Raw genomic sequence first — 19,517 nt, 5'->3', positions numbered from 1 at the left:
AATCAGAGCCAAAACTGAAAAATGTTTTGGCGTCTCGAATTCGCATGGAAATGCCGACCGCAACCGTTATGATTGCCAGAGGGTGGAATCCCGGCTGTCCCAATTATTGAGGCAGCTAGCCGCTCTGCTGCATGATGTGACTACATAGCCGATTAGGGAGCGTATGACCGAAGAGTTTGATGAAGTCCGTGGTCGGGAGTCCGTCGAAAAAATCCATCAGGCTTATGTCTCGATCAAGGACCAGATGTCGAAAGTCATCGTCGGTCAGGAAGAGGTGATCGACCAGCTGCTGATCAGCCTGTTCTGCCAGGGACACTGCCTTCTCGAAGGGGTTCCCGGGCTCGCCAAAACACTGATGATCTCGACGTTATCTCGTTGCCTGTCGATGTCGTTTGCCCGCATCCAGTTCACCCCGGACCTGATGCCCGCCGATATCACCGGCACCGATGTGCTCCAGGAAAACCGTGATACCGGCAAGCGCGAGTTCCGCTTCATCTCCGGTCCGTTGTTTCACAACATGATCCTCGCGGACGAAATCAACCGGACCCCTCCCAAGACCCAGGCCGCCCTCCTCGAAGCCATGCAGGAACGCCAGGTGACGATCGGCCAGGCCCGTCACGTGATCGCTCCTCCGTTCTTCGTGCTGGCGACTCAGAACCCGATCGAGCAGGAAGGAACCTACCAGCTCCCCGAAGCCCAGCAGGACCGCTTCATGTTCAAAGTGAACGTCGGCTATCCGTCGTTCAAAGAAGAACGCCAGATTGCCCGCAATACGACAGGCCTGAGCCGCTTCGAAATCAATCCTGTCCTGACCGCCGATGAAATCGTCGATCTCCAGCGCATCGTCCGACAGGTCCCCGTGTCCGATCACGTCATCGATTACTCACTGGCGCTCGTCCGCCAGACCCGCATCACTGAAGACGGCGCACCGGACTTCGTTCGTGAGATGCTCAGCTGGGGAGCAGGCCCTCGTGCCGTTCAGAACCTGATCCTCGGCGGTAAGGCCCGCGCCCTGCTGCGAGGTCGGACGCATGTCTCGACGGAAGACATCTCAGAACTCGCCAAGCCCGTTCTGCGTCACCGCATCGTGACCAACTTCGCCGCTCAGAGTGAAGGTATCACGACCGATCACGTCATTCAAAAGCTGCTGGATTCGACCCCCTCTAAGGAAGGTGAACTGACGCGTGACCCAAGACTACAAAAGATTTTTGCAGCCTGATGCGCTCTCGCGGATTTCACGCCTCGAGATTCAGGCCCGCGATGTCGTCGAGGGATTCCTGACAGGGCACCATCGCAGTCCGTACTTCGGCCAGTCAATCGAGTTCGTCCAGCACCGTGAATACGTCGCCGGGGACGATACGCGCCGGATCGACTGGAAGGCCTGGTCCAAGACCGACAAGTACTACATCAAGCAGTACGAAGAAGAAACCAACCTCCGCACGACGATCCTTCTCGACCGCAGCGAGTCGATGCAGTTCGGCTCTGGCAAAACAAGCAAATTCGACTACGGCTGCTCGATCGCTTCCGCCCTCTCCTATCTGCTGCTCAAACAGCAGGACGCCGTCGGCATGACGTTGTTCGATGAAAAGACCCAGGTCCGCATCCCTATTCGCTCTCAACAGAACCATCTGGGCAGCATCCTCACCGTTCTCTCCACACAGATCCCTGGTGAGAAAACCGATCTCGGCAAAGTCCTCCAGCAAACCGGTCACGAACACCGCCGACGCGGCTTGATCGTCCTCATCTCCGACCTGTTCGGACCACGCGAGGCCCTCTTCAAAGGCCTGAAGCTGCTCCGTTTCCTCGGCCACGACGTCATGCTCTTCCAGACCCTCGACGACCAGGAAATCGACTTCAGCTTCAATGGCACCACGAAATTCGTCGGTCTCGAAGGCGCAGGCGAAGTCACCTGCGATCCCAAAAGCCTGCGTGTCGGCTACCTCGAAGCACTCGAAAAATTCCAGGACGAAATCCGACGTTTCTGTTCGGCTCAAATGGTCGACTACCAGGTCGTCCGCACCAGTTCCAACCTCGACGCCGTGCTCGCCCACTACATGAAGCACCGTTTGGGGATGGGGGTTGGGGCGTAATTGGTAATTCGTAATTGGTAATTAGCCAGACAAAGATCAGAGGAAAAAATGTTCATTCAACGAAATAACGGTCCGAGTTAACGCGTATTCAGCGTCAGACGTGCGAAGCGGATCGGCCAATTACCAATTACTAATTACCAATTACTATGTTTTCCAGCTTCTTCTTCCATCCCGGTTTCCTCGCAGGTGGTGCCGCCTTGATTGCAGCGCCGGTGATCATCCATTTGATCAACCGGTACCGCTACCAGCGCGTGAAGTTTGCAGCGATGGAGTTCCTACTCGCCAGTCAGAAACGCAATCAGAAGAAGGTCTACTTCGAGCAATTGCTACTGCTTCTGATGCGGGTCCTCATCATTGCCAGCATCGTGGCGTTGATCTCCCGTTTGATGATCGACCCGTCGCAGATGGCTCTCTTCCAGGGGGCCCAGACGCACCATGTCGTCCTGTTCGATGACAGTGGCTCGATGCAGGAACGCGTCGGCGATTCGACCGCTTTCGATGAAGGCCTGAAGATCGTCGAGAAGCTCGTCTCGACCGGTTCGGTCGCTGGCGGCACGCAGAAATTCACCATGCTGATGCTCTCGAATCCCGACGTCGCGGTCGCGGATTTCAACGAGCGGACGATCGATGAATCCCTCGTCAGCGACCTGGCCGACATGGTCGAATCGAAACGCCTGAAATGCTCTTACGCGGCACCGTCGTACTCAGAAGGGTTAACTGCAGTCCGAGAGATTCTCGCCAATAACCCCACCGGCGTGCGACAGCTTCACCTCGTCTCCGACTACCGCAAATCGGACTGGCTGACCCAGACCGCGATCCTCTCCCAACTCGAAGAACTCAGCGAGGAAGGGGTTCGCGTGAACCTCGTCCGCACCACCGAAGCTCAGCAACCCAACCTCGGGATCGTCGAGTTGACAGGCATGCTCCACGCTGTCGCTGCGGGCGTACCGACCCGGATGTCGGTCATCGTCAAAAATTACGACGAAGCCATGGCCGAGAAAGTCAAAATCACGATCACGCTCGATGGCAATCAACTGCCGCGTACGATCGAAATTCCCAAGATCGAAGGGGGGCAGTCCGCGACCGAAGACTTCGACCTCGTCTTCACCAGCCCCGGCATTCATCAGGTCATCGCCAAACTCGAAACGGACGCACTTCCCCAGGACAACGAGCGTTTCCTCGCCGTCGACGTCGGCAACACAAACCCCGTCCTGATCATCGACGAGACCCCCAACGGCGACGAAGGTCAATACCTCGCCGATGCCATCTCTGCTGCTCCACAGATCACAGGGTTCACGACGAACATCGCGGGTGTTGATTACCTGCGAAAAAATTCGCTCGACCCGTATGTGTTGATCTACCTCGTCAACGTCGGCGAACTCCCCGAAGACGTCCTCGTTGCTCTCGATGAATACGTCAAAGGTGGCGGCGGCTTAGCCTGGTTTGCAGGAGAAGCAGTCCGTCCAGCGTATTACACAGAAGCCCTCTACAAAGGCGGGGAAGGACTTTATCCTGTCCCGCTGGCCCCTTCTGCTCAGGAACTCGAACGCGATAAATCCGCAGAGCCCGGCCCTGATCTCAAGCTCGCGGGCGACTTCGATCCTTTCAAGGTCCTCGTTGCGGAGAACGGCTTGTTGACGTATTACATCAGCGTCTTCAAGTCACTCGTCACCGCCAATGACTGGGAACGCGATGACCGCAAGCGAGCAGACCGCGTCACAACTCTGGCCAGCCTGCGTGATGGTCGCCCCATCATGTTCATCAAGCCTTATGGCAAAGGTCAGGTCTTCACCTCGCTGACGTCTGCAGGCCCGATGCTCAACCGCACGGGCATCCGCTGGAACAACTGGCCCAACGACCCCAACGCGATGAGTTACACCATCTTCCACCTGGAACTCGCGCAGCATCTCATGAAGACCGACCGACGCCTGCCCGAAAAAATGGTCGGCGATCCTGTCGAAATCACACTCGACCCCGCCAAGTACCTGGAAGAAGTCGAAGTCGTCAGCCCCACAGTCGACGGCGAACAGACCGTCCGCGTGATGGCAACTCCGCTGTCTAGTGGAACCGCCGATACTTCCGATGTCGACAACGCGTTGTTGATGGCGAAGTTCAGTCAGACTGGCTATCCCGGCTTTTATGCCGCAAAACTCCTGACGATCAATCGTCAGGTCGAGAACAAGGAATTCGCCTTCAATGCCCCGACGAGCGAAAGCACTCTGACCCTGGCAACTCGTTCCGAACTCGTCAAGAAACTCGGCGAAGGTTCGAGTATCCGCATTCAGGATGCTGGCGAAACAGCCTGGCTGGCTCCTCAGGAAGCCGGGCAGGAAGTCCGACAGTTCCTTCTTGTATTACTATGTGTCTTGTTGATGGCTGAGCAGGCCTGGAGTTATCGGTTGAGTTATCACGGATCGGGAGCCGTCGGCAAACGAATGGGGGTTGGACGCGCATGACCAACTTCACCAACATGATCTTGATGCCCCTGCTCTCCCAGGACGAGGCGACCATTCGCAGCCTGGAATACTCGCTCCCCGTCGAGCCGTGGCAGTGGATGACCGCAATCATCGGCGGCCTGATCGGCCTGGCCTGGGTCATCTGGCTGTATAGGCAAGACACGTGCGAGCTGAGCCTGCCGTGGAAAATCTGGCTGGTCACCCTGAGACTCTCTGCGATCGCGATTCTGATGGTGATCGCCATCAACCCTCAGCAGCGTACGCAGAAGATGTCTTACCGACCATCGCGTCTAGCGATTCTCGTCGATACCAGTTCCTCGATGCAGAACCCCGTCGCGGATGAGTCCGGTACCAACGAGATCCCCTCGCGCGTCGACGCAGTCCGCACCGCGCTGGCTGATCCACAGCTACTAAGCAACCTGCAAAAAGTCCACGAAATCTCGATCTACACCTTCGACGACCGCCTGCGTGGCCCGCATGTCATCCTCCCCTCGCAGGATCCCAAAGCCGTCGCCCTCCGCCAGACAACGACGAAATCACCCGATTCCCCAACTGCTCCCAAAGACGAGACGAAAAACGTCGTCAAAGGCCCCGTGACCGTCAACTCGGCCACAGACCTCGCGAACGTCAATTGGGAAGAAATCCTCGCCCCCTCGGGCGGTGAAACCCGCCTCGGCGATGCGATGCAGGAACTGTTAGCCAAAGTCTCGGGCAAAACATTGTCCGGTGTCGTCGTGATGTCCGATGGCGTCTCGAATGCCGGTGTCGATCCCGAAGGTCTGCTGGTGCGACTGCAGCAATCTCGGGTCAAGATGACCACCGTCGGCGTCGGCGGCACGAAGCTGCCCGTGAACGTCTCGGTCGCGAATGTCTTGGCTCCGACGGACGTCCAACTCAAAGATCCCTACGAGATCACCGCGTACGTCCAGGGTCAGGGGCTGACGGGTGAACCGGTTCTCGTCGAACTCCTCGCCTCCACCAACGGCTCGCCACCTTCAACGGTCGCCTCGCAGCAAGTCACGCTGAATGAAAGCGAACAGGGAGCCGAAGTCAAATTCCCGCAGCAACCCGAGCAAGCCGGCGAAACCCAGTTCACGATTCGCGCCAAGCCGGTCCGCGAAGTTAAAGAAGTCCGCGACAGCGACAACAGCAAACTCGTCACCGTGACGGCTCGCGATAAACCCGTCAAAGTCCTGATCGTCGCTGGCGGTCCCAGTTGGGATTACCGTTTTCTCGGCGGTACGCTGTACCGTCACGATACGATCGATATCGATGTCTGGCTGCAGTCCGGCCAGGTCGGAATCAGCCAGGAATCCGATAACCTGCTGTTCGACTTCCCCGTCGACCCAGCCAAGCTCTTCTCGTACGACGTCATGGTCTGCTTCGATGCCGATTGGACGTTGATTCCGCCGAAGGCTCAGGAATCGATCGCTCGCTGGGTCTTCACCCAGGGCGGCGGATTGATCTTCGTCGCAGGGGATGTAAACACGCCGACGGTTGCGATGGATCAGTCGAAATATAGCGATCTGCTCAAGCTTCTCCCCGTCGGCCTGGAAACCCTCCTTTACAAGTTCCAGCCCGATAACGAAACCGCGCAGCCTTGGCCCGTCGAACTGACCCAGGAAGGCCAGGGAGTCGATGTCCTCAGCCTCAACGATGACCCGCGCGAGTCGGCCCGCTTGTGGAAAGAGTTCGCAGGTCTGTTCCGTAGTTACCCGACCACCGGCCCCAAAGGAAGCGCGACGGTTTACGCCTACCTCGCCGACCCGCGTTCGATCTCTCCGTCGGGGTTGCCAATCCTCTTCGCCAGCCAGTTCTACGGTCAGGGACGCACGTTCTATATCGGCAGCCCGGAAATGTATCGCCTGCGATCACGCGATCCCGAACACTTCGATCGCCTGTGGATCAAACTGATTCGCATGGTCGGCCAGGGACGCCTGCAACGCGGCAGCCAGCACGGCATGCTGCTTCTGGAAAGCCACCAGTACCCCCTCGGCAAGAACGCGACGATCCGCGCCCGCCTGTTCGACCCGCAATACAACCCGCTGACGCAGGAACAGGTCGTCCTCGAAGTGACCGACCCGAAAGGTCAGATCGTTTCCCCGCCGACTGTTTTGGCCGCCGACCCCGCTGCACCGGGAGAATACGTTGGCTCGCTAAGAATGGCCCAGCCGGGCCGATACAAGCTGTCACTGCCCGTCCCGAATCTGGACGAGCGGGTCGAAGATTCCGTCGAAGTCAGCATTCCGCAACTCGAAGATAAGGAAATGCGCCAGAATGTCCGACTTCTCAAGGAACTCGGCAAGGAGTCCGGCGGTCAATATCTGACACTCGACGCCTTGAACACCCTGCCCGCTTCACTGCCAAACCTCGGCGAGGAATTCCTCATCGCTGAACGCCTGCAGACGCTGTGGGACCAGGCCTGGGTGATGTACCTGCTCGCGGGGCTACTCTCCCTGGAGTGGCTATCAAGAAAGCTGCTCAAACTGGCGTAGTCATCAAGTGTCCCTTCTCCCCCGGGGAGAAGGTGGCCGAGTCTTCGAGGTCGGATGAGGGAACTCTGCGAATTGAATAGGACTCACACTCGTCCCTTCTCCCTTGAGGGGAGAAGGTGCCCGAAGGGCGGATGAGGGTGGGGCCTAGGCACTAATACGCTGACAACCCGCCAAACAACTCACAGCCAAGGACATTTCAGACTGACCGTCTATAAACAAACCCCTCAGGACGATATTGACGGAACTGAACTGACAAGGACATGATGGTGTGTTGCGCCGTTTCCAGCGCAGCGAGGATTCAAGAAAGTTAACTCGACGAAATGGTGAACGACCCGCAGACGGCTGAGACAATCAAGTCAACCTTCGCGTTGCTGAGGTCGAAGATCCGACAGTACATCCTGCTCGAGGGGATTGCTCTTTTAATCGCCTGTATCGGCGGCCTGTTCTGGCTGACGTTTGGACTCGATTACCTCTGGTTCGAACTCAACCGCTTTGAACTCCCCAAAGAAGTACGACAGATTCTTGTCTTCGGCTCACTGATCGCGATCGCCATCGTCGCGCTGCGTGCGATCGGGCAGCGGATGTTGATTCCGTTTCGAGATCGTTCCGTCGCGATGCTGATGGAGCAGAAGTTCCCGAACCTTTCGGACCGACTCATCACAACCGTCGAGCAACTGGAATCCCGCGAAACAAACACCCCCCCTTTGACCACGATGATGCTGCGTCAGACGGCGAGCGAAGCCTATGAGATGCTCAAGAATCTCGACATCCGCTCGGTGTTTGATCAGGCGCCGCTGCGACGAGTCGCGGGACTGGCGGCCATTATGGTGGTCTCGATTGGCATACTCCTGATCGTCGACCAGAAAGCGGTCGCACGCTGGGCCGATGGATTCGTCCGTCTGAAAGAGGAATACTGGATTCGCGAGACCGCCGTCGTCGTGAAAGTCTTGCGACAGCCGGGGGATGAAGTTCGAGACTTTGTCGACCACACCATCAAGCACGCCCGCGGCCAAGACCTGACACTGCTGGTAGAACTCTCAGAGGCATCACCCGTTCCCGAGCGGGTCATGCTCTCGTATCAAACAAAAAACGGCGGGACCAGCAGAGCCGTCATGAGTCACCCGCAGGAGCGTCTCTTTCAGCAGACGATCCCCGAAGTCGTCGATGATCTGAGCTTCTGGATCGTGGCAGGAGACTATCGCAATCGACAGCCCTATCGCGTGATCGTCGTCGATCCGCCTCGGATTGATTCTGCAGAACTGCTCTGCGATTACCCTGCTTACACTGGCCTGAATCGTCCGGGGGATGGAGGGCTGACTCGTCAGGAGATCCTCGGAATTTCCACGCTGGTTCCCGTCGGGACAAAGTTCTATCTGCGAGGTTATTCCAACAAGGATCTCTCGAAAGTCACGATCCGCAGCAGCCGGTTTGAGATTGATCACTTGATCCGACAAGCCAGTCAGAAGTCGGATGATCGAGTGATTCTAGAATCGACCGATGGTGACTCCGAGACGGTTGTCTCTGTGCCGCAGACCATGTTTTCGAGGGAAGGTGTTCCAAAGTCGCCACGGGAAATGCTCGTCGCGATGCAGATGACGCAGGATCTCGATAAGGCATTCACCGCCTTCCAGGAGACTCCGGCTTACGTCCCGCTGGCTCAAGAGACGATGTTGTTCATTCAGCTTGAGGATCAGGATGGTGTCGTCTCGACAGAGCCGATTCGACTGATGCTCAAGGCGGTGGAGGATGAGCCACCGGAAGTCACTGCGGAACTCAAAGGGGTCGGGAAAGTCGTCACGATGCGGGCCGATATCCCGGTCGCGATCAAGTCGAATGATGACTACGGACTGGCGAATGTGAAGTTCAAATATGCGGTCGGGCCGTCCATCGATTCCAACCCGACACATCGCCCGATTGCTGAGAATCTGGCCGGTAAACGGGAATGGGAGACCAGCGGTTTCAACAACCGCGGCATTACTAACTTTGAAGTCCTGCCGTTGAATTTGCCTTTGGGCGAGATGTTGCATCTGGTCGTCGAAGCGACGGATCAGAACGATGTGACCGGCCCGGGAGTTGGTCGCAGCAATCTGTTTTCGTTCAAGATTGTCAGTCCCGAAGAGCTGTTGTCTCAGATGTATCAGGAAGAACTCAATCTGCGGAAACGCTACGAACAGATGATTTCGGACCTTGAAAAATCTCTGGATGACCTCAAGGTTCACCGCGAGAAATACAAGTCGGAAAAACCAACTGAAGGCGCCATGGGGGATGAACTTCGTTCCTCTGTCTCGGCCTGCCTGGAACGCAGTCTCTATGCATTGCGTCAGGGGGCGACCGAAAATGCCTCCGTGACGTCAGCCTTTGAAGACATCAAGGCTCAACTGATCAATAACCATGTCGATACGCCTCAGATTCTGGACCGTGTGTCCAATCAGATTCTGCGACCACTCGAAGAGATCAACAAGAACAACTTCCTGTTGTGCGATGATCGACTGGGACAACTCAAGATGGCGATCGCCCGCAGCCAGGACCTCACTGAGGGAATGACGTCGAGTGTGGTCGCGATCGAGGATCTGATCTCAGCGATGAAACGCATTCTGGGCGAGATGAGAAAACTCGAATCGTTCCATGAGGCGATCGAGCTGCTCAAAGGGATTATTGACGATCAATCCAAACTCAAGGATTCGGTCAACAGTAAGAACAAGAACTCGTTGATTGATGACTTGTTTAAGTAGGGATGTCTGTATGTAGGGTCCGCTGTGCGGACCATCAATCGACATGCATCCCTGACTGGTGTGTGGATTGTTTTTAAGAGAGTCACGGTTCGGGTGGCAGCATCGCGAAATACGGTCCGCTCAGCGGACCCTACGGATAAGGTGTCGAATGAAACGATTTCAAACTATCGTGACGGGCCTGCTGGTGGCGGTGATGCTGCTGCCTGGGACTGTGTTCGCACAGGCACAAGACGGCAATGCTCCCCCTGCGAATGCTGCTTCGCAGCTGCCGCTTGACCAGCAGCAGATGTCGATTTCGCAGCGTTATGAACGCTTTGAACAGACGCTTCTCAAGATCGTCGATATCACGCGCGAAACCGATCCTGCTCGAGCAGACTTGTTGCTGCGCGCCATCGGGAAGAGTCGTGAGATGCGGATTTCGCCGCAGATTGAGTCGATTGTGCAACTGCTCGGGCAAGAACGTCTGGGCGAAGCGGGCACGCGACAAGATGATTTGATCAAGAGCTTAGCGGTCGTGCTCGAAATTCTGCAGAGCGAAGATGAACGAGCCCGCATCAAGAATGAAATGGAACGTGTCCAGGATCTGCTCAAGGATCTGGATCGGGTCGTCGGCAAGCAGAAAGACGTTCGCGCTGATACCGAACGCGGCGGCGACTTCGCTCCACTCGGCAAGAAGCAGGAGGACGTCGAGAAGCTGGCCGAAGAGTTACAAAAGAAGATGGCGCAGCAAGACGCGGAACTGAACGAAAAGAATGGCGGGAAGAAGCCCAAAGCAGGTTCTCAGGATCCGTCGCAGCAGTCGGGTGATCCCAAAGAATCCGGCGAGCCCAAGGAGCTTGGGACCGAGGAGAAGATGGACGAGGAGTCCAAGAAGCCCGAATCTGAAAAGAGTGAGGACGAAAAGAAGGCAGACAAGCCGAGCGAGAAAAAGCCCGGCGAAGAATCCAAGTCTGGAGAGTCATCGCCTCCTGAGTCGGGCGAAACCGATGAATCCAAGAAGCCCCAGGATTCCAAGTCACAACAACAGAAAAGCCAGCAGCAGAAGAACCAGAAGTCCCCGCAGAATCAGGATCAGTCCGAGCAATCCGATCAGGAGCAGTCGGACCAGTCACAACAAGATCAGCAGCAGTCTCAACAGCCACAGCAGCCCAAGACCCCGGGACGCGAAGAGCTGGAGAAGGCCAAGAAGAAGATGGACGAAGCCATCGAGGAGCTGAAGAAAAAGCAACGCGAGAATGCCTCCGAGAAACAGGATGAAGCCCTGCTGGAGCTTCAGAAAGCCAAAGCCAAGCTCGAAGAGCTCCTGCGACAGTTGAGAGAAGAAGAACTCGAACTGGTGCTGATGGCTCTTGAGGCGAGATTCCGACGCATGCTCGAAATGGAATACCAGATCAAAAACGGGACCGTCAAACTGGCGGAACTTCCTGAACAGGAACGCCTGAGCCATCATTCGCAACGAGCCGTCCAGCTTTCCCGGGACCAGTCCGCGATCCGTCTGGAAGCAGAAGACGCCCTTGTCCTGCTGAAGGAAGAAGGGTCCTCGGTCGCGTTTCCCGAAGCCGTGATCCAGTTGAGGGATGACATGGGGATTGTCGTCGGGCGTCTGGAAAAGATGGACGTCGGCGAAATCACCCTCGCGATCGAAGATGATGTCATTGAAGGACTTAAGGAGCTGATCGAGTCGTTGCAGAAGGAACTGGAAAAACTCCAGAACAAGCAGCAGCAGGATCCACAGCAACAACAACAGCAGCAGCAACAGGAACCCGGACTGGTCGACCAGTTAGCGGAATTGAAGCTTTTGCGGTCCTTACAACAGCGAATTAACCGTCGGACCCGCCAATACAGCCTGCAGGTCGACGGCGAGCAGGCAACCGACCAACAGATCAGGGCCTTGCTGAAAGAACTTTCTGCACGTCAGCAAAGAGTCTTCAAAGCGACGTATGATTTGTCGTCCGGGCAAAATAAATGACAGTCGATATGAAAAAGACGACGATTAGCAGGTAACCGAACCTGACGTCGACGTCTAAAATGATAGGCAACCGAACCAACGATGCAGAGTGTGTACGGGTGTGATGGACTTTTGGACGACTGTCAGAGAAAAATTTGACATGTTGGCCAATCATGGCATTATCTGTGCACTCCTCGGGTCTGGTCGGCTTGTCCAACAACCGGACGAACTCATTTCGAGATCAGCGGTTACGCAGGAAGCAACACGATGAAACACCTCCGAACGATCCGTGTGACATGCTGTTTCTGGCTCATTGCAGCAGTCGCGAGCCTGAATTTTCAGCACGTGCAGGCTGCGGAAGGCGACTTTCACGTCTACCGCCCCGTCCCCACGGAGTATGTTCGGAATGCGATGATCGACCAGGTGGATAAGTCGTCCCTGCCGGTCAAGATTCGACATCAGCTCGTTGAAAAATGGAGCACACTGCCTGCTTTTTCATCTCCACTGCAGGTCATGGAAGCACTTGTCGCCACCGTCGAGCAGTTTGATACCCGCTGGAATGACCTAATCGACGCCACGCACGATTCTGGCCGTTATTTCCAGTTCGAGGAAATGCAGGAGAATCTGCTCTCTACGTTAAACCCGACGCTGCGCTCGAACATGGAGCTCTATCTGGGCAGCCAGCTGTCCTCGGCCCAGATGTACGACGAAGCCATCACGGTCCTCGGCTCTGCGTCGGTGAACGAACTGGTTGATCCTGCCAGTTACTTCTTCCATAAAGCCGTCTGCGAACACAATTTACTGATGAAGCAGGACGGCCTGACGAGCCTGGGGCATTTGCTGGAGCGAACGGACGCGGTGCCTGTGCGTTATTCCCAGGTCGCGGAACTGATGAAATACGACCTCGAGAACCTCGAAGAAAAATCGCTCGACGAAGTCGCCCGGATGATGTCCGATGTCGAACGGCGTCTGGAACTGGGACGCGCGGGCTCACGCGTGCAGAAGCTCGAGAAGGAAATTGTCAGTCGTCTCGATGAAATGATCGAGAAAATCGAGCAGTCTCAAAACGGCGGCGGTGGCGGAGGCAGCGGGAATTCGAATGATCCTGGCAATCAACCTTTGCAGGATAGTATCGTCAAGGGTAGCACCGCGCCGGGAAATGTGGACAATAAGGACATCGGTCACAAAGATGGCTGGGGAAACCTGCCTGAGAAAGATCAGGCCAAGGCCAAGCAGATCCTGGGATCGATGTACCCTGCCCATTACGGCAAGGCGATTGAGGAGTACTCTCGCAAGTCAGCCGAGCGAACGACGCCTTAGGGAGTGTTGGGTCGGATGTGGCAGAGACAGCCTGGCAGAGACTTCTTGCCTGATGTCTTTATGCGAGTGATGGCGAACTCTCGCCTATGCCCCACCCTCATCCGCCCTTCGGGCACCTTCTCCCCTCAAGGGAGAAGGGACAGAATTGAAAGCAGTGATGTGGTAGACGGACGAGAAGTGATGTTGGTTCGTGGCTTGCGATTCTGGAAGTTGCTCACGCTCGTGGTCTGTCTGGCTGGCCTGGGAGTTGGATCAAATGCGGCGAACGCTGAGACATTTACACTGACGACAATTGATGGCGAGACCGTTGTCGGCGATCTGGTCAGTCTTGATCGTCAATCGGCGGTGATGACCGTCGATGGGGAACAGAGAACCTTTCCTCGGACTGATGTTGTTCAGATCGAGCAGAAGGCTGACCAGTCGCAGGTCATGGCGATTACCGGACAGATGGAAGTTCGACTCGCGGGCGGGAGTGTTCTCAAGGTCAAAAGCATTCAGCGAGCAGCCGCCAGCAGCAAGCTGGTCATCGGCGATCAAAACGTGATGGAGGTTCCCTCAGCAGCTCTTTCGGAAGTCCTGGTCAATGGCCTGCGTGGCAACGAGCAGGAACGCTGGGACGAGATTCGCAAGGCTGCTCAGACGACCGACCTGCTCATCGTCAAGAAGAACGAGAACCTCGATTTCGTCGCGGGCGTGATTGGAAATATCGATGCAGCCGGTGTGGAGTTCCTTCTCGGGGAACGCTCTGCCAAGGTTCCGTGGGAACGGATCTATGGGCTGATGTTTCTCAAAAATAAACCCGCTGGTCCGCCCGCAGGAATCACGCTCGAAACAGCCGATGGGCAGGAACTCAAGGTCGAAAACCTGACAGTGCAGAATGGTCAATTAAACGCTCAATTCGCTCGTGATGCAGAAGTCTCGATCGCCATCGGCAAAGTGAAACGTGTCGATTTCAGTGCAGGGAAGATTCGCTCGCTATCGGACCTCAAGCCCGTCGCAGTGAACGTCAAACCGTTCTTCAACCGCGAGTGGCAGCCGGCGTTTGACCGCAATACGCATGGCAGCCCGTTGTTTATCGGCGGCAAGACGTATCGCAAGGGACTCTGCCTGCACTCATACACCGAGATCACGTTCCGACTGGCGGGGGAATTCAATCAGTTCCGCTGTCTGGCGGGGCTCGATCAATCGATCAATCCCAAGCGTGGCGATGTGAACCTGATCATCAAAGGGGATGGGAAGACGCTGTACGAGGGGAACTTCTCGGCGACGTCGACTCAGTCGCAGTACGTCACCCCGCTGCCGATCGAACTGAATCTTGCTGGTGTGAACGACCTGACGTTTATCGTCGATTTTGGAGCCGACCAGATTGATATCGGCGACAATCTGAACCTCGTGGATGCAAGGCTGATCCGCTGATGAATGATGGAAAACCAGCCACAGGATGGCAGAGACAATCGGGCATCGTCGTTGCCGTGGTTGTGTGTCTGATGAATGCTTTTCAGGCTTCGGTTGTCGACGCAGCTGATCCTCTCGTCGAGAAGGCACAGCAGCAGCGCATAGAAGCGATTCAGAAAGTCGCGCCGACCGTTGTCGCGATTCACAATGCCGACGGAACGGGCGTCGGGTCCGGCGTGGTGATCAGCCCTGATGGGTATGTGCTGACCAACTTTCACGTCTCCAGCGGTGCGGGCGATTTCATGCAATGCGGTCTGAATGATCGCAAGCTGTATGAAGGAGTCGTGGTCGGAATTGATCCGGTGGGGGATGTGGCACTCGTCAAGATGATCGGACGGGATGACTTTCCCTATGCGACGCTGGGCGACAGCGATAAGGTCCGCGTCGGCGACTGGTGTTATGCCATGGGGAATCCGCTCAACTTCGCACATGACTTTTCTCCGACTGTGACGTATGGAATCGTCAGCGGGACGCATCGTTATCAATATCCTTCCGGCACCATTCTCGAATACACCGACTGCATTCAGACCGATGCGTCGATCAATCCGGGAAACTCGGGTGGCCCGCTGTTTGATGCGAATGGTTTGTTGATCGGGATCAACGGACGTGGGTCCTTCGAGAAACGCGGACGTGTCAACTCGGGAGCCGGGTATGCGATTTCGATCAATCAGATCAAGTACTTTCTGGATCACCTCAAGAGTGGACGGATCGTCGATCATGCGACCCTCGGTGCGACGGTCAGTTCTAACTCCGAAGGTGCCGTGATCATCTCGGGGATTCTCGAAACCTCGGAAGCATTTCGACGTGGCCTGCGGATCGATGATGAACTGATCTCCTTTGGCGGTCGTCCGATGGGGAGCGTCAACCAGTTCAAGAATATTCTGGGGATCTATCCCAAGGGCTGGGTGGTGCCGATTGTCTATCGTCGTGGTGGACGCAAGTCGGAGATCCTGGTTCGTCTGCAGGGAGTTCACGCAGAAGGTGAACTCGAAGCGATGGTTCAAGGTGAAAAGAAGTCCGGTGATCAACCTCGACCTGGTGGGCCTGGTCCCGATGGCCCTGCCCCGCAGCCTGGTCCGCCTGAGAAGGAGCCCGAAGAACCCAAGGGGGACGGACCTGCTCCCGGTGTCCCGCTGCTGCCTGGGATGAAGCCAATGATTGCGGATCTGCCGCAGAGCGAAGAGATCAAGAAGCTGTATGACCTGCGCCCTGGGTATAGCAACTATTATTTCAACGATCAGCTCCAAAAACGGCTGCTTGCGGGCTTGGCCAGTTGGGGGAAGTATCCAGAAAAGTCGACTTGGAAGATGACGGCCAAAGCGCCGAACGGCGATGCAATTCAGTTTGGCGTCAATGACGAGCGGGCAGCGATGGTGCTTGGAAGTGAGCAGTTCCTGATGCTGTTTGATGACGCGTTCACCCATGGTGAGCCTGCTAAGACGCAGGGATTCCTGCTGGGCCTGCATCAGCTTCGCTGGTTGTTGTCGGGAGGCCCCAAGGCGTTTACGAACCTCTATTATCTGGGGAGTGAGCCGCTCGATGGGACCCAGACCAAAGTCGACGTCCTGATCACCGAGAAGAGTGGGATCATGACGCGGTGGTACTTCGACCGCGATGCGAAGCTGATTGGATTCGACCTGCAGCGGACTGCGTATGACGAAGTCTGCTCGGTTCGTTTCGGAGAAGAGCAGGTTTCGATGGCTGGTTTATCGCTGCCGAAGGAGTGGAGAATTCTGGTTGGTCCGGAAGAGGTCACGCAGTTTGAACTGACGGGATTCGAGGTGCCGCGATGAGCGGGAGATTCAAACATGGCTCAATCGTGGTGTTGTACCAATGCCGTCATAAAACAGTGCGTTCCAGAATAGTCGTGCCATGCTCACAGCTTTGGGTGAGCATGCTGCTTTGTTTTGGAATTCGGCGTTCAGAACATGCTTGCTCAAAGCTGCAAGCATGGCACGCTGGAAAGAGGTCTCGTTGTTCGACATGGGGATTAACACTATTCACCAGTTGTCTGTTATTGTTGAGCTTGTCGTCAACAGGCGCTATCGCGCAAGAGCCAGCACAAGAGTCTCGTATTGATGTCTACGAAAAGTCGCTGCCGACGGTGGTTAAGATCTTTGGCAGTGGCGGGCTGGCGAGACTGGAAGGCTACGGCAGCGGGATTCTGATTTCGAAAGAGGGTCATATTCTGACGGTGTGGAGTCACCTGCTCGATCGTGGCGTGGTGACGGTTGTCTTGAATGATGGAAGGCGCTTTGAAGCCAAGCGTCTGGGAGCAGAACCATCTCTTGATCTGGCGATCCTCAAGATCGAAGCCGAGGATCTGCCGTTTGTTGATCTGACGAACGCGAAACTGCCAGCGATCGGGACCCGCGTGATCGGGCTGTCGAATATGTTTAAAGTCGCCAATGGCGATGAGCCGGTCTCTGCGATCCATGGCGTTGTCGCGTCGGTGACGCCGTTGCAAGCCAGACGTGGCAGCTTTGATTTCGCATACCAGGGAGCAGCGATCATCGTCGATGCAATCACTAATAACCCCGGTGCAGCGGGCGGATTACTCGTGACGACCGATGGGACGCCCGTCGGGATGATCGGCAAGGAACTGAAAGACAAACGCATCAACGTGTGGATCAACTATGCGATCCCTCTCAATGAACTGGCGGGTGCTGCAGAAGAAATCATCACCGGCAAGTTCAAGCCAGCGGACTATGGGAAGAAGAATCCAGATGATGAATCGGTCACGCTTCGGAACTATGTTCCCTCTGATCTGGGAATTATCCTCGTGCCCGATGTTGTCCGACGCACGCCCTGCTATGTCGATCATCTGCGGAAAGAAAGTTTCGCGGCTGGTTTCGATTTAAAGCCGGATGATCTGATCCTGTTTGTGAACCAGCAACTGGTGCAGTCGCAGCAGGAGCTCAAGGATCTGTTCGGCGCGATGAATGCAGGCGACCCGGTGGAACTGACCGTGCGACGAGGGAACCGATTGCATGTTGTGAAGTTCAATATGCCGTTGAAGAACAGACAGGATGAGATGCCGTGAGTCGAGTTATGGTTTTGATCCTGAGTGTTGTGTGGATGCTGATCGGTACAGCCTCAACATCGTCCGCGCAATCCAACGACCCGGTGGTTGTCGCGGCGGAGCAGCGGGCGTTTCGTCAGGCGGTCGCGGTTGTGGAGCCATCGGTGGTGCAGGTGCAGACCGTTGGCGGGACGGACCGTGCTGGCGAGATTTTCATTGGCGGCGGTCCTTCGACGGGACTTGTCGTCGATCCAGAGGGTTACATCGTCACAAGCGCGTTCGGATTTGCGACCAAGCCTTCGTCGGTGTTAGTGAGACTGGGCGATGGACGCTCGTTTCCCGCCGAAGTCATCGCGACCGACCATCTGCGAAAGCTGACGCTGTTGAAGATCGATGTGACAGGATTACCGACGGTCGAAGTTTCGCCACGCGAGGAACTCAAAGCCGGCCAGTGGTCAATTGCGGTCGGTCGGACCTATCAGGTCGAAGTGCCGAACGTCTCGGTCGGGATCATCAGTGCCGTCGACCGGGTGTGGGGAAAAGCAATTCAGACGGACGCCAAGATTTCGCCAGTCAACTATGGCGGGCCGATGGTCGATATCGATGGACGCGCGCAGGGACTGCTGGTGCCGATGCATGTGGAAGATGAGCAGGTGACTGCAGGTGTCGAGATCTATGACTCGGGGATCGGCTTTGCAGTCCCGATGGAGGATGTGATCGCCAGTGTCGAGCGATTGAAGGCTGGCAAGGATCTGCGCCAGGGAATGATGGGAGTTCAATTCAAAGCCCAGGGATTCCAAGGCCGGCCGTATGTGTCTCTGGTTCGACAAGGTTCGCCCGCCGAGGAGGCAGGACTGGCGTCAGGGGATTTAATCACGGCAGCCAACGGACAAGCCGTCGCCAACGTGGCGGATTTCAAGCAGGTCGTCGGTCGGCTGTATGGTGGTGATCCGCTGAAGATCAAGATCGACCGCGATGGTAAAAGCCTGGATCTGGACTGCCTGCTTGTCGAAGAACTTGCTCCTTACCAGCGACCGTTTCTGGGCATCGTGCCTCAGCGAGAACTCGCCGATTCAGCAAAGGACCAGCCGGGAACCGTGATTCGTGCCGTCATCGCAGGTTCTCCAGCAGACAAAGCAGGCCTGAAAGCTAACGACGTCCTGTTGAAGGTTGCAGGGACCGAAACCACAAAGTCCGCGTTCGTCGCAACTGCGGTCACGTCCAAGCGAGTTGGTAATGAAATCGAAGTCCGTTTCCTGCGAGACGGCAAAGAGCAGACAGTGCCCGTCACGCTGAGCGCGGAGTCAGCCGCGATTCCGGAGAAGCTGCCCGCAGTTGTCGTCGGTGACGCGGGTGACGAGGAAGATCGTCCGAAAGCGGGTGTGATTCGTAAAGAGCTGCCGGGATACGGGCGCTCGTATTGGGCCTATGTGCCCGAGCAGTTTCCGAAGGATTTTCGATACGGAGTCGTCATGTGGCTACATCCGCCGGGAATGACGATGCAGGAAGAGTTGCTCGCCAGTTGGACGTCGGTCTGCAATCAACGCGGTCTCATACTGATTGCTCCCCTGGCGGACGAGAATTCGCCATGGACAGCCGATGATCTGGTCTTCGTGGGTGACTGCCTGGGCGATCTCGAAAAGACCTATCGTATTAACGAGAGCAACATGGCGCTGCATCTGCATGAGAAGACGACGTCAGTCGGCCTGGAGTTGCTGGCCCTCAAATCCGTGATGTTTCAGGGGGTGATCCTGGTCGATAACACAACGGCCCTGCCCGCGTTGAAAAGCACGCCCGAGCGGGAACTGATGTTTCTGCTGATTTCGCCGAAAGCCGATGCAGTCTCCGTGCGGTTCGATGGAGAGTCGGCGCGAAAGCTGAGGGAGGGAAAGATCCCCGTCGAAGTGCTGGTCGAGGACTTCGAAACAGAAGGCTATCCCAAGCAGGAAAGTGTCGACGCGATCGGTCGCTGGGTCGATTCACTGGATCGAATCTGACG

General features: G+C 56.3%; 11 protein-coding genes. All 11 read left to right on the top strand.

What is annotated here, in order from left to right:
* Positions 1-163 precede the first annotated feature (163 nt).
* The 11 genes from SH248x_RS09205 (at position 164) to SH248x_RS09155 (ending at position 19,515) form a co-directional block, all read left to right on the top strand.
* On the top strand, positions 164-1,219 hold the full coding sequence (locus SH248x_RS09205; protein WP_459558239.1) for an AAA family ATPase: 1,056 nt from the start codon (positions 164-166) through the stop codon (positions 1,217-1,219).
* The gene (locus SH248x_RS09200; RefSeq protein WP_459558238.1) at positions 1,185-2,090 is read left to right on the top strand and encodes a DUF58 domain-containing protein; all 906 of its coding nucleotides are present in this window, start codon (positions 1,185-1,187) and stop codon (positions 2,088-2,090) included. Before SH248x_RS09205 ends, SH248x_RS09200 begins: the two co-directional genes overlap by 35 nt.
* Before the next feature lie 146 nt (positions 2,091-2,236).
* Complete coding sequence (locus SH248x_RS09195) at positions 2,237-4,546, top strand: BatA domain-containing protein (protein WP_459558237.1); 2,310 nt, start codon at positions 2,237-2,239, stop codon at positions 4,544-4,546.
* Complete coding sequence (locus SH248x_RS09190; protein ID WP_459558236.1) at positions 4,543-7,041, top strand: hypothetical protein; 2,499 nt, start codon at positions 4,543-4,545, stop codon at positions 7,039-7,041. Before SH248x_RS09195 ends, SH248x_RS09190 begins: the two co-directional genes overlap by 4 nt.
* A 320-nt stretch (positions 7,042-7,361) precedes the next feature.
* Positions 7,362-9,773, top strand: a complete 2,412-nt coding sequence (locus SH248x_RS09185) for a hypothetical protein (protein ID WP_459558235.1) — start codon at positions 7,362-7,364, stop codon at positions 9,771-9,773.
* A gap of 148 nt (positions 9,774-9,921) precedes the next feature.
* Entirely contained in the window at positions 9,922-11,742 is a 1,821-nt protein-coding gene (locus SH248x_RS09180; protein ID WP_459558234.1) for a hypothetical protein, read from the top strand.
* Positions 11,743-11,988: 246 nt separating this feature from the next.
* Complete coding sequence (locus SH248x_RS09175) at positions 11,989-13,041, top strand: hypothetical protein (RefSeq protein WP_459558233.1); 1,053 nt, start codon at positions 11,989-11,991, stop codon at positions 13,039-13,041.
* A 180-nt stretch (positions 13,042-13,221) separates the two neighbouring features.
* Positions 13,222-14,457, top strand: coding sequence for an NPCBM/NEW2 domain-containing protein (locus tag SH248x_RS09170; protein WP_459558232.1), 1,236 nt, complete (start codon positions 13,222-13,224; stop codon positions 14,455-14,457).
* A complete protein-coding gene (locus SH248x_RS09165; protein WP_459558231.1) occupies positions 14,457-16,289 on the top strand; it encodes a S1C family serine protease in 1,833 nt (610 codons plus the stop codon). The genes SH248x_RS09170 and SH248x_RS09165 overlap by 1 nt, the downstream gene beginning before the upstream one ends.
* Before the next feature lie 233 nt (positions 16,290-16,522).
* Positions 16,523-17,539 (top strand): S1C family serine protease, encoded by a 1,017-nt coding sequence (locus tag SH248x_RS09160; protein WP_459558230.1) that lies wholly within the window; start codon positions 16,523-16,525, stop codon positions 17,537-17,539.
* Positions 17,536-19,515, top strand: coding sequence for a PDZ domain-containing protein (locus SH248x_RS09155; protein ID WP_459558229.1), 1,980 nt, complete (start codon positions 17,536-17,538; stop codon positions 19,513-19,515). Before SH248x_RS09160 ends, SH248x_RS09155 begins: the two co-directional genes overlap by 4 nt.
* Positions 19,516-19,517: the final 2 nt, after the last annotated feature.

Origin of the sequence: Lacunimicrobium album, assembly GCF_052161635.1 — a bacterium.
In the GTDB taxonomy this organism is placed as follows: domain Bacteria; phylum Planctomycetota; class Planctomycetia; order Planctomycetales; family Planctomycetaceae; genus SXPC01.
Note: the sequence above shows the minus strand (reverse complement) of the source record. Positions and strands in the feature narration are given on the sequence as shown.

Coding starts and splice junctions, on each gene's coding strand:
- SH248x_RS09205 (WP_459558239.1), top strand. CDS start 164: ATGACCGAAGAGTTTGATGAAGTCCGTGGTCGGGAGTCCGTCGAAAAA.
- SH248x_RS09195 (WP_459558237.1), top strand. CDS start 2,237: ATGTTTTCCAGCTTCTTCTTCCATCCCGGTTTCCTCGCAGGTGGTGCC.
- SH248x_RS09190 (WP_459558236.1), top strand. CDS start 4,543: ATGACCAACTTCACCAACATGATCTTGATGCCCCTGCTCTCCCAGGAC.
- SH248x_RS09185 (WP_459558235.1), top strand. CDS start 7,362: ATGGTGAACGACCCGCAGACGGCTGAGACAATCAAGTCAACCTTCGCG.
- SH248x_RS09180 (WP_459558234.1), top strand. CDS start 9,922: ATGAAACGATTTCAAACTATCGTGACGGGCCTGCTGGTGGCGGTGATG.
- SH248x_RS09175 (WP_459558233.1), top strand. CDS start 11,989: ATGAAACACCTCCGAACGATCCGTGTGACATGCTGTTTCTGGCTCATT.
- SH248x_RS09170 (WP_459558232.1), top strand. CDS start 13,222: ATGTTGGTTCGTGGCTTGCGATTCTGGAAGTTGCTCACGCTCGTGGTC.
- SH248x_RS09165 (WP_459558231.1), top strand. CDS start 14,457: ATGAATGATGGAAAACCAGCCACAGGATGGCAGAGACAATCGGGCATC.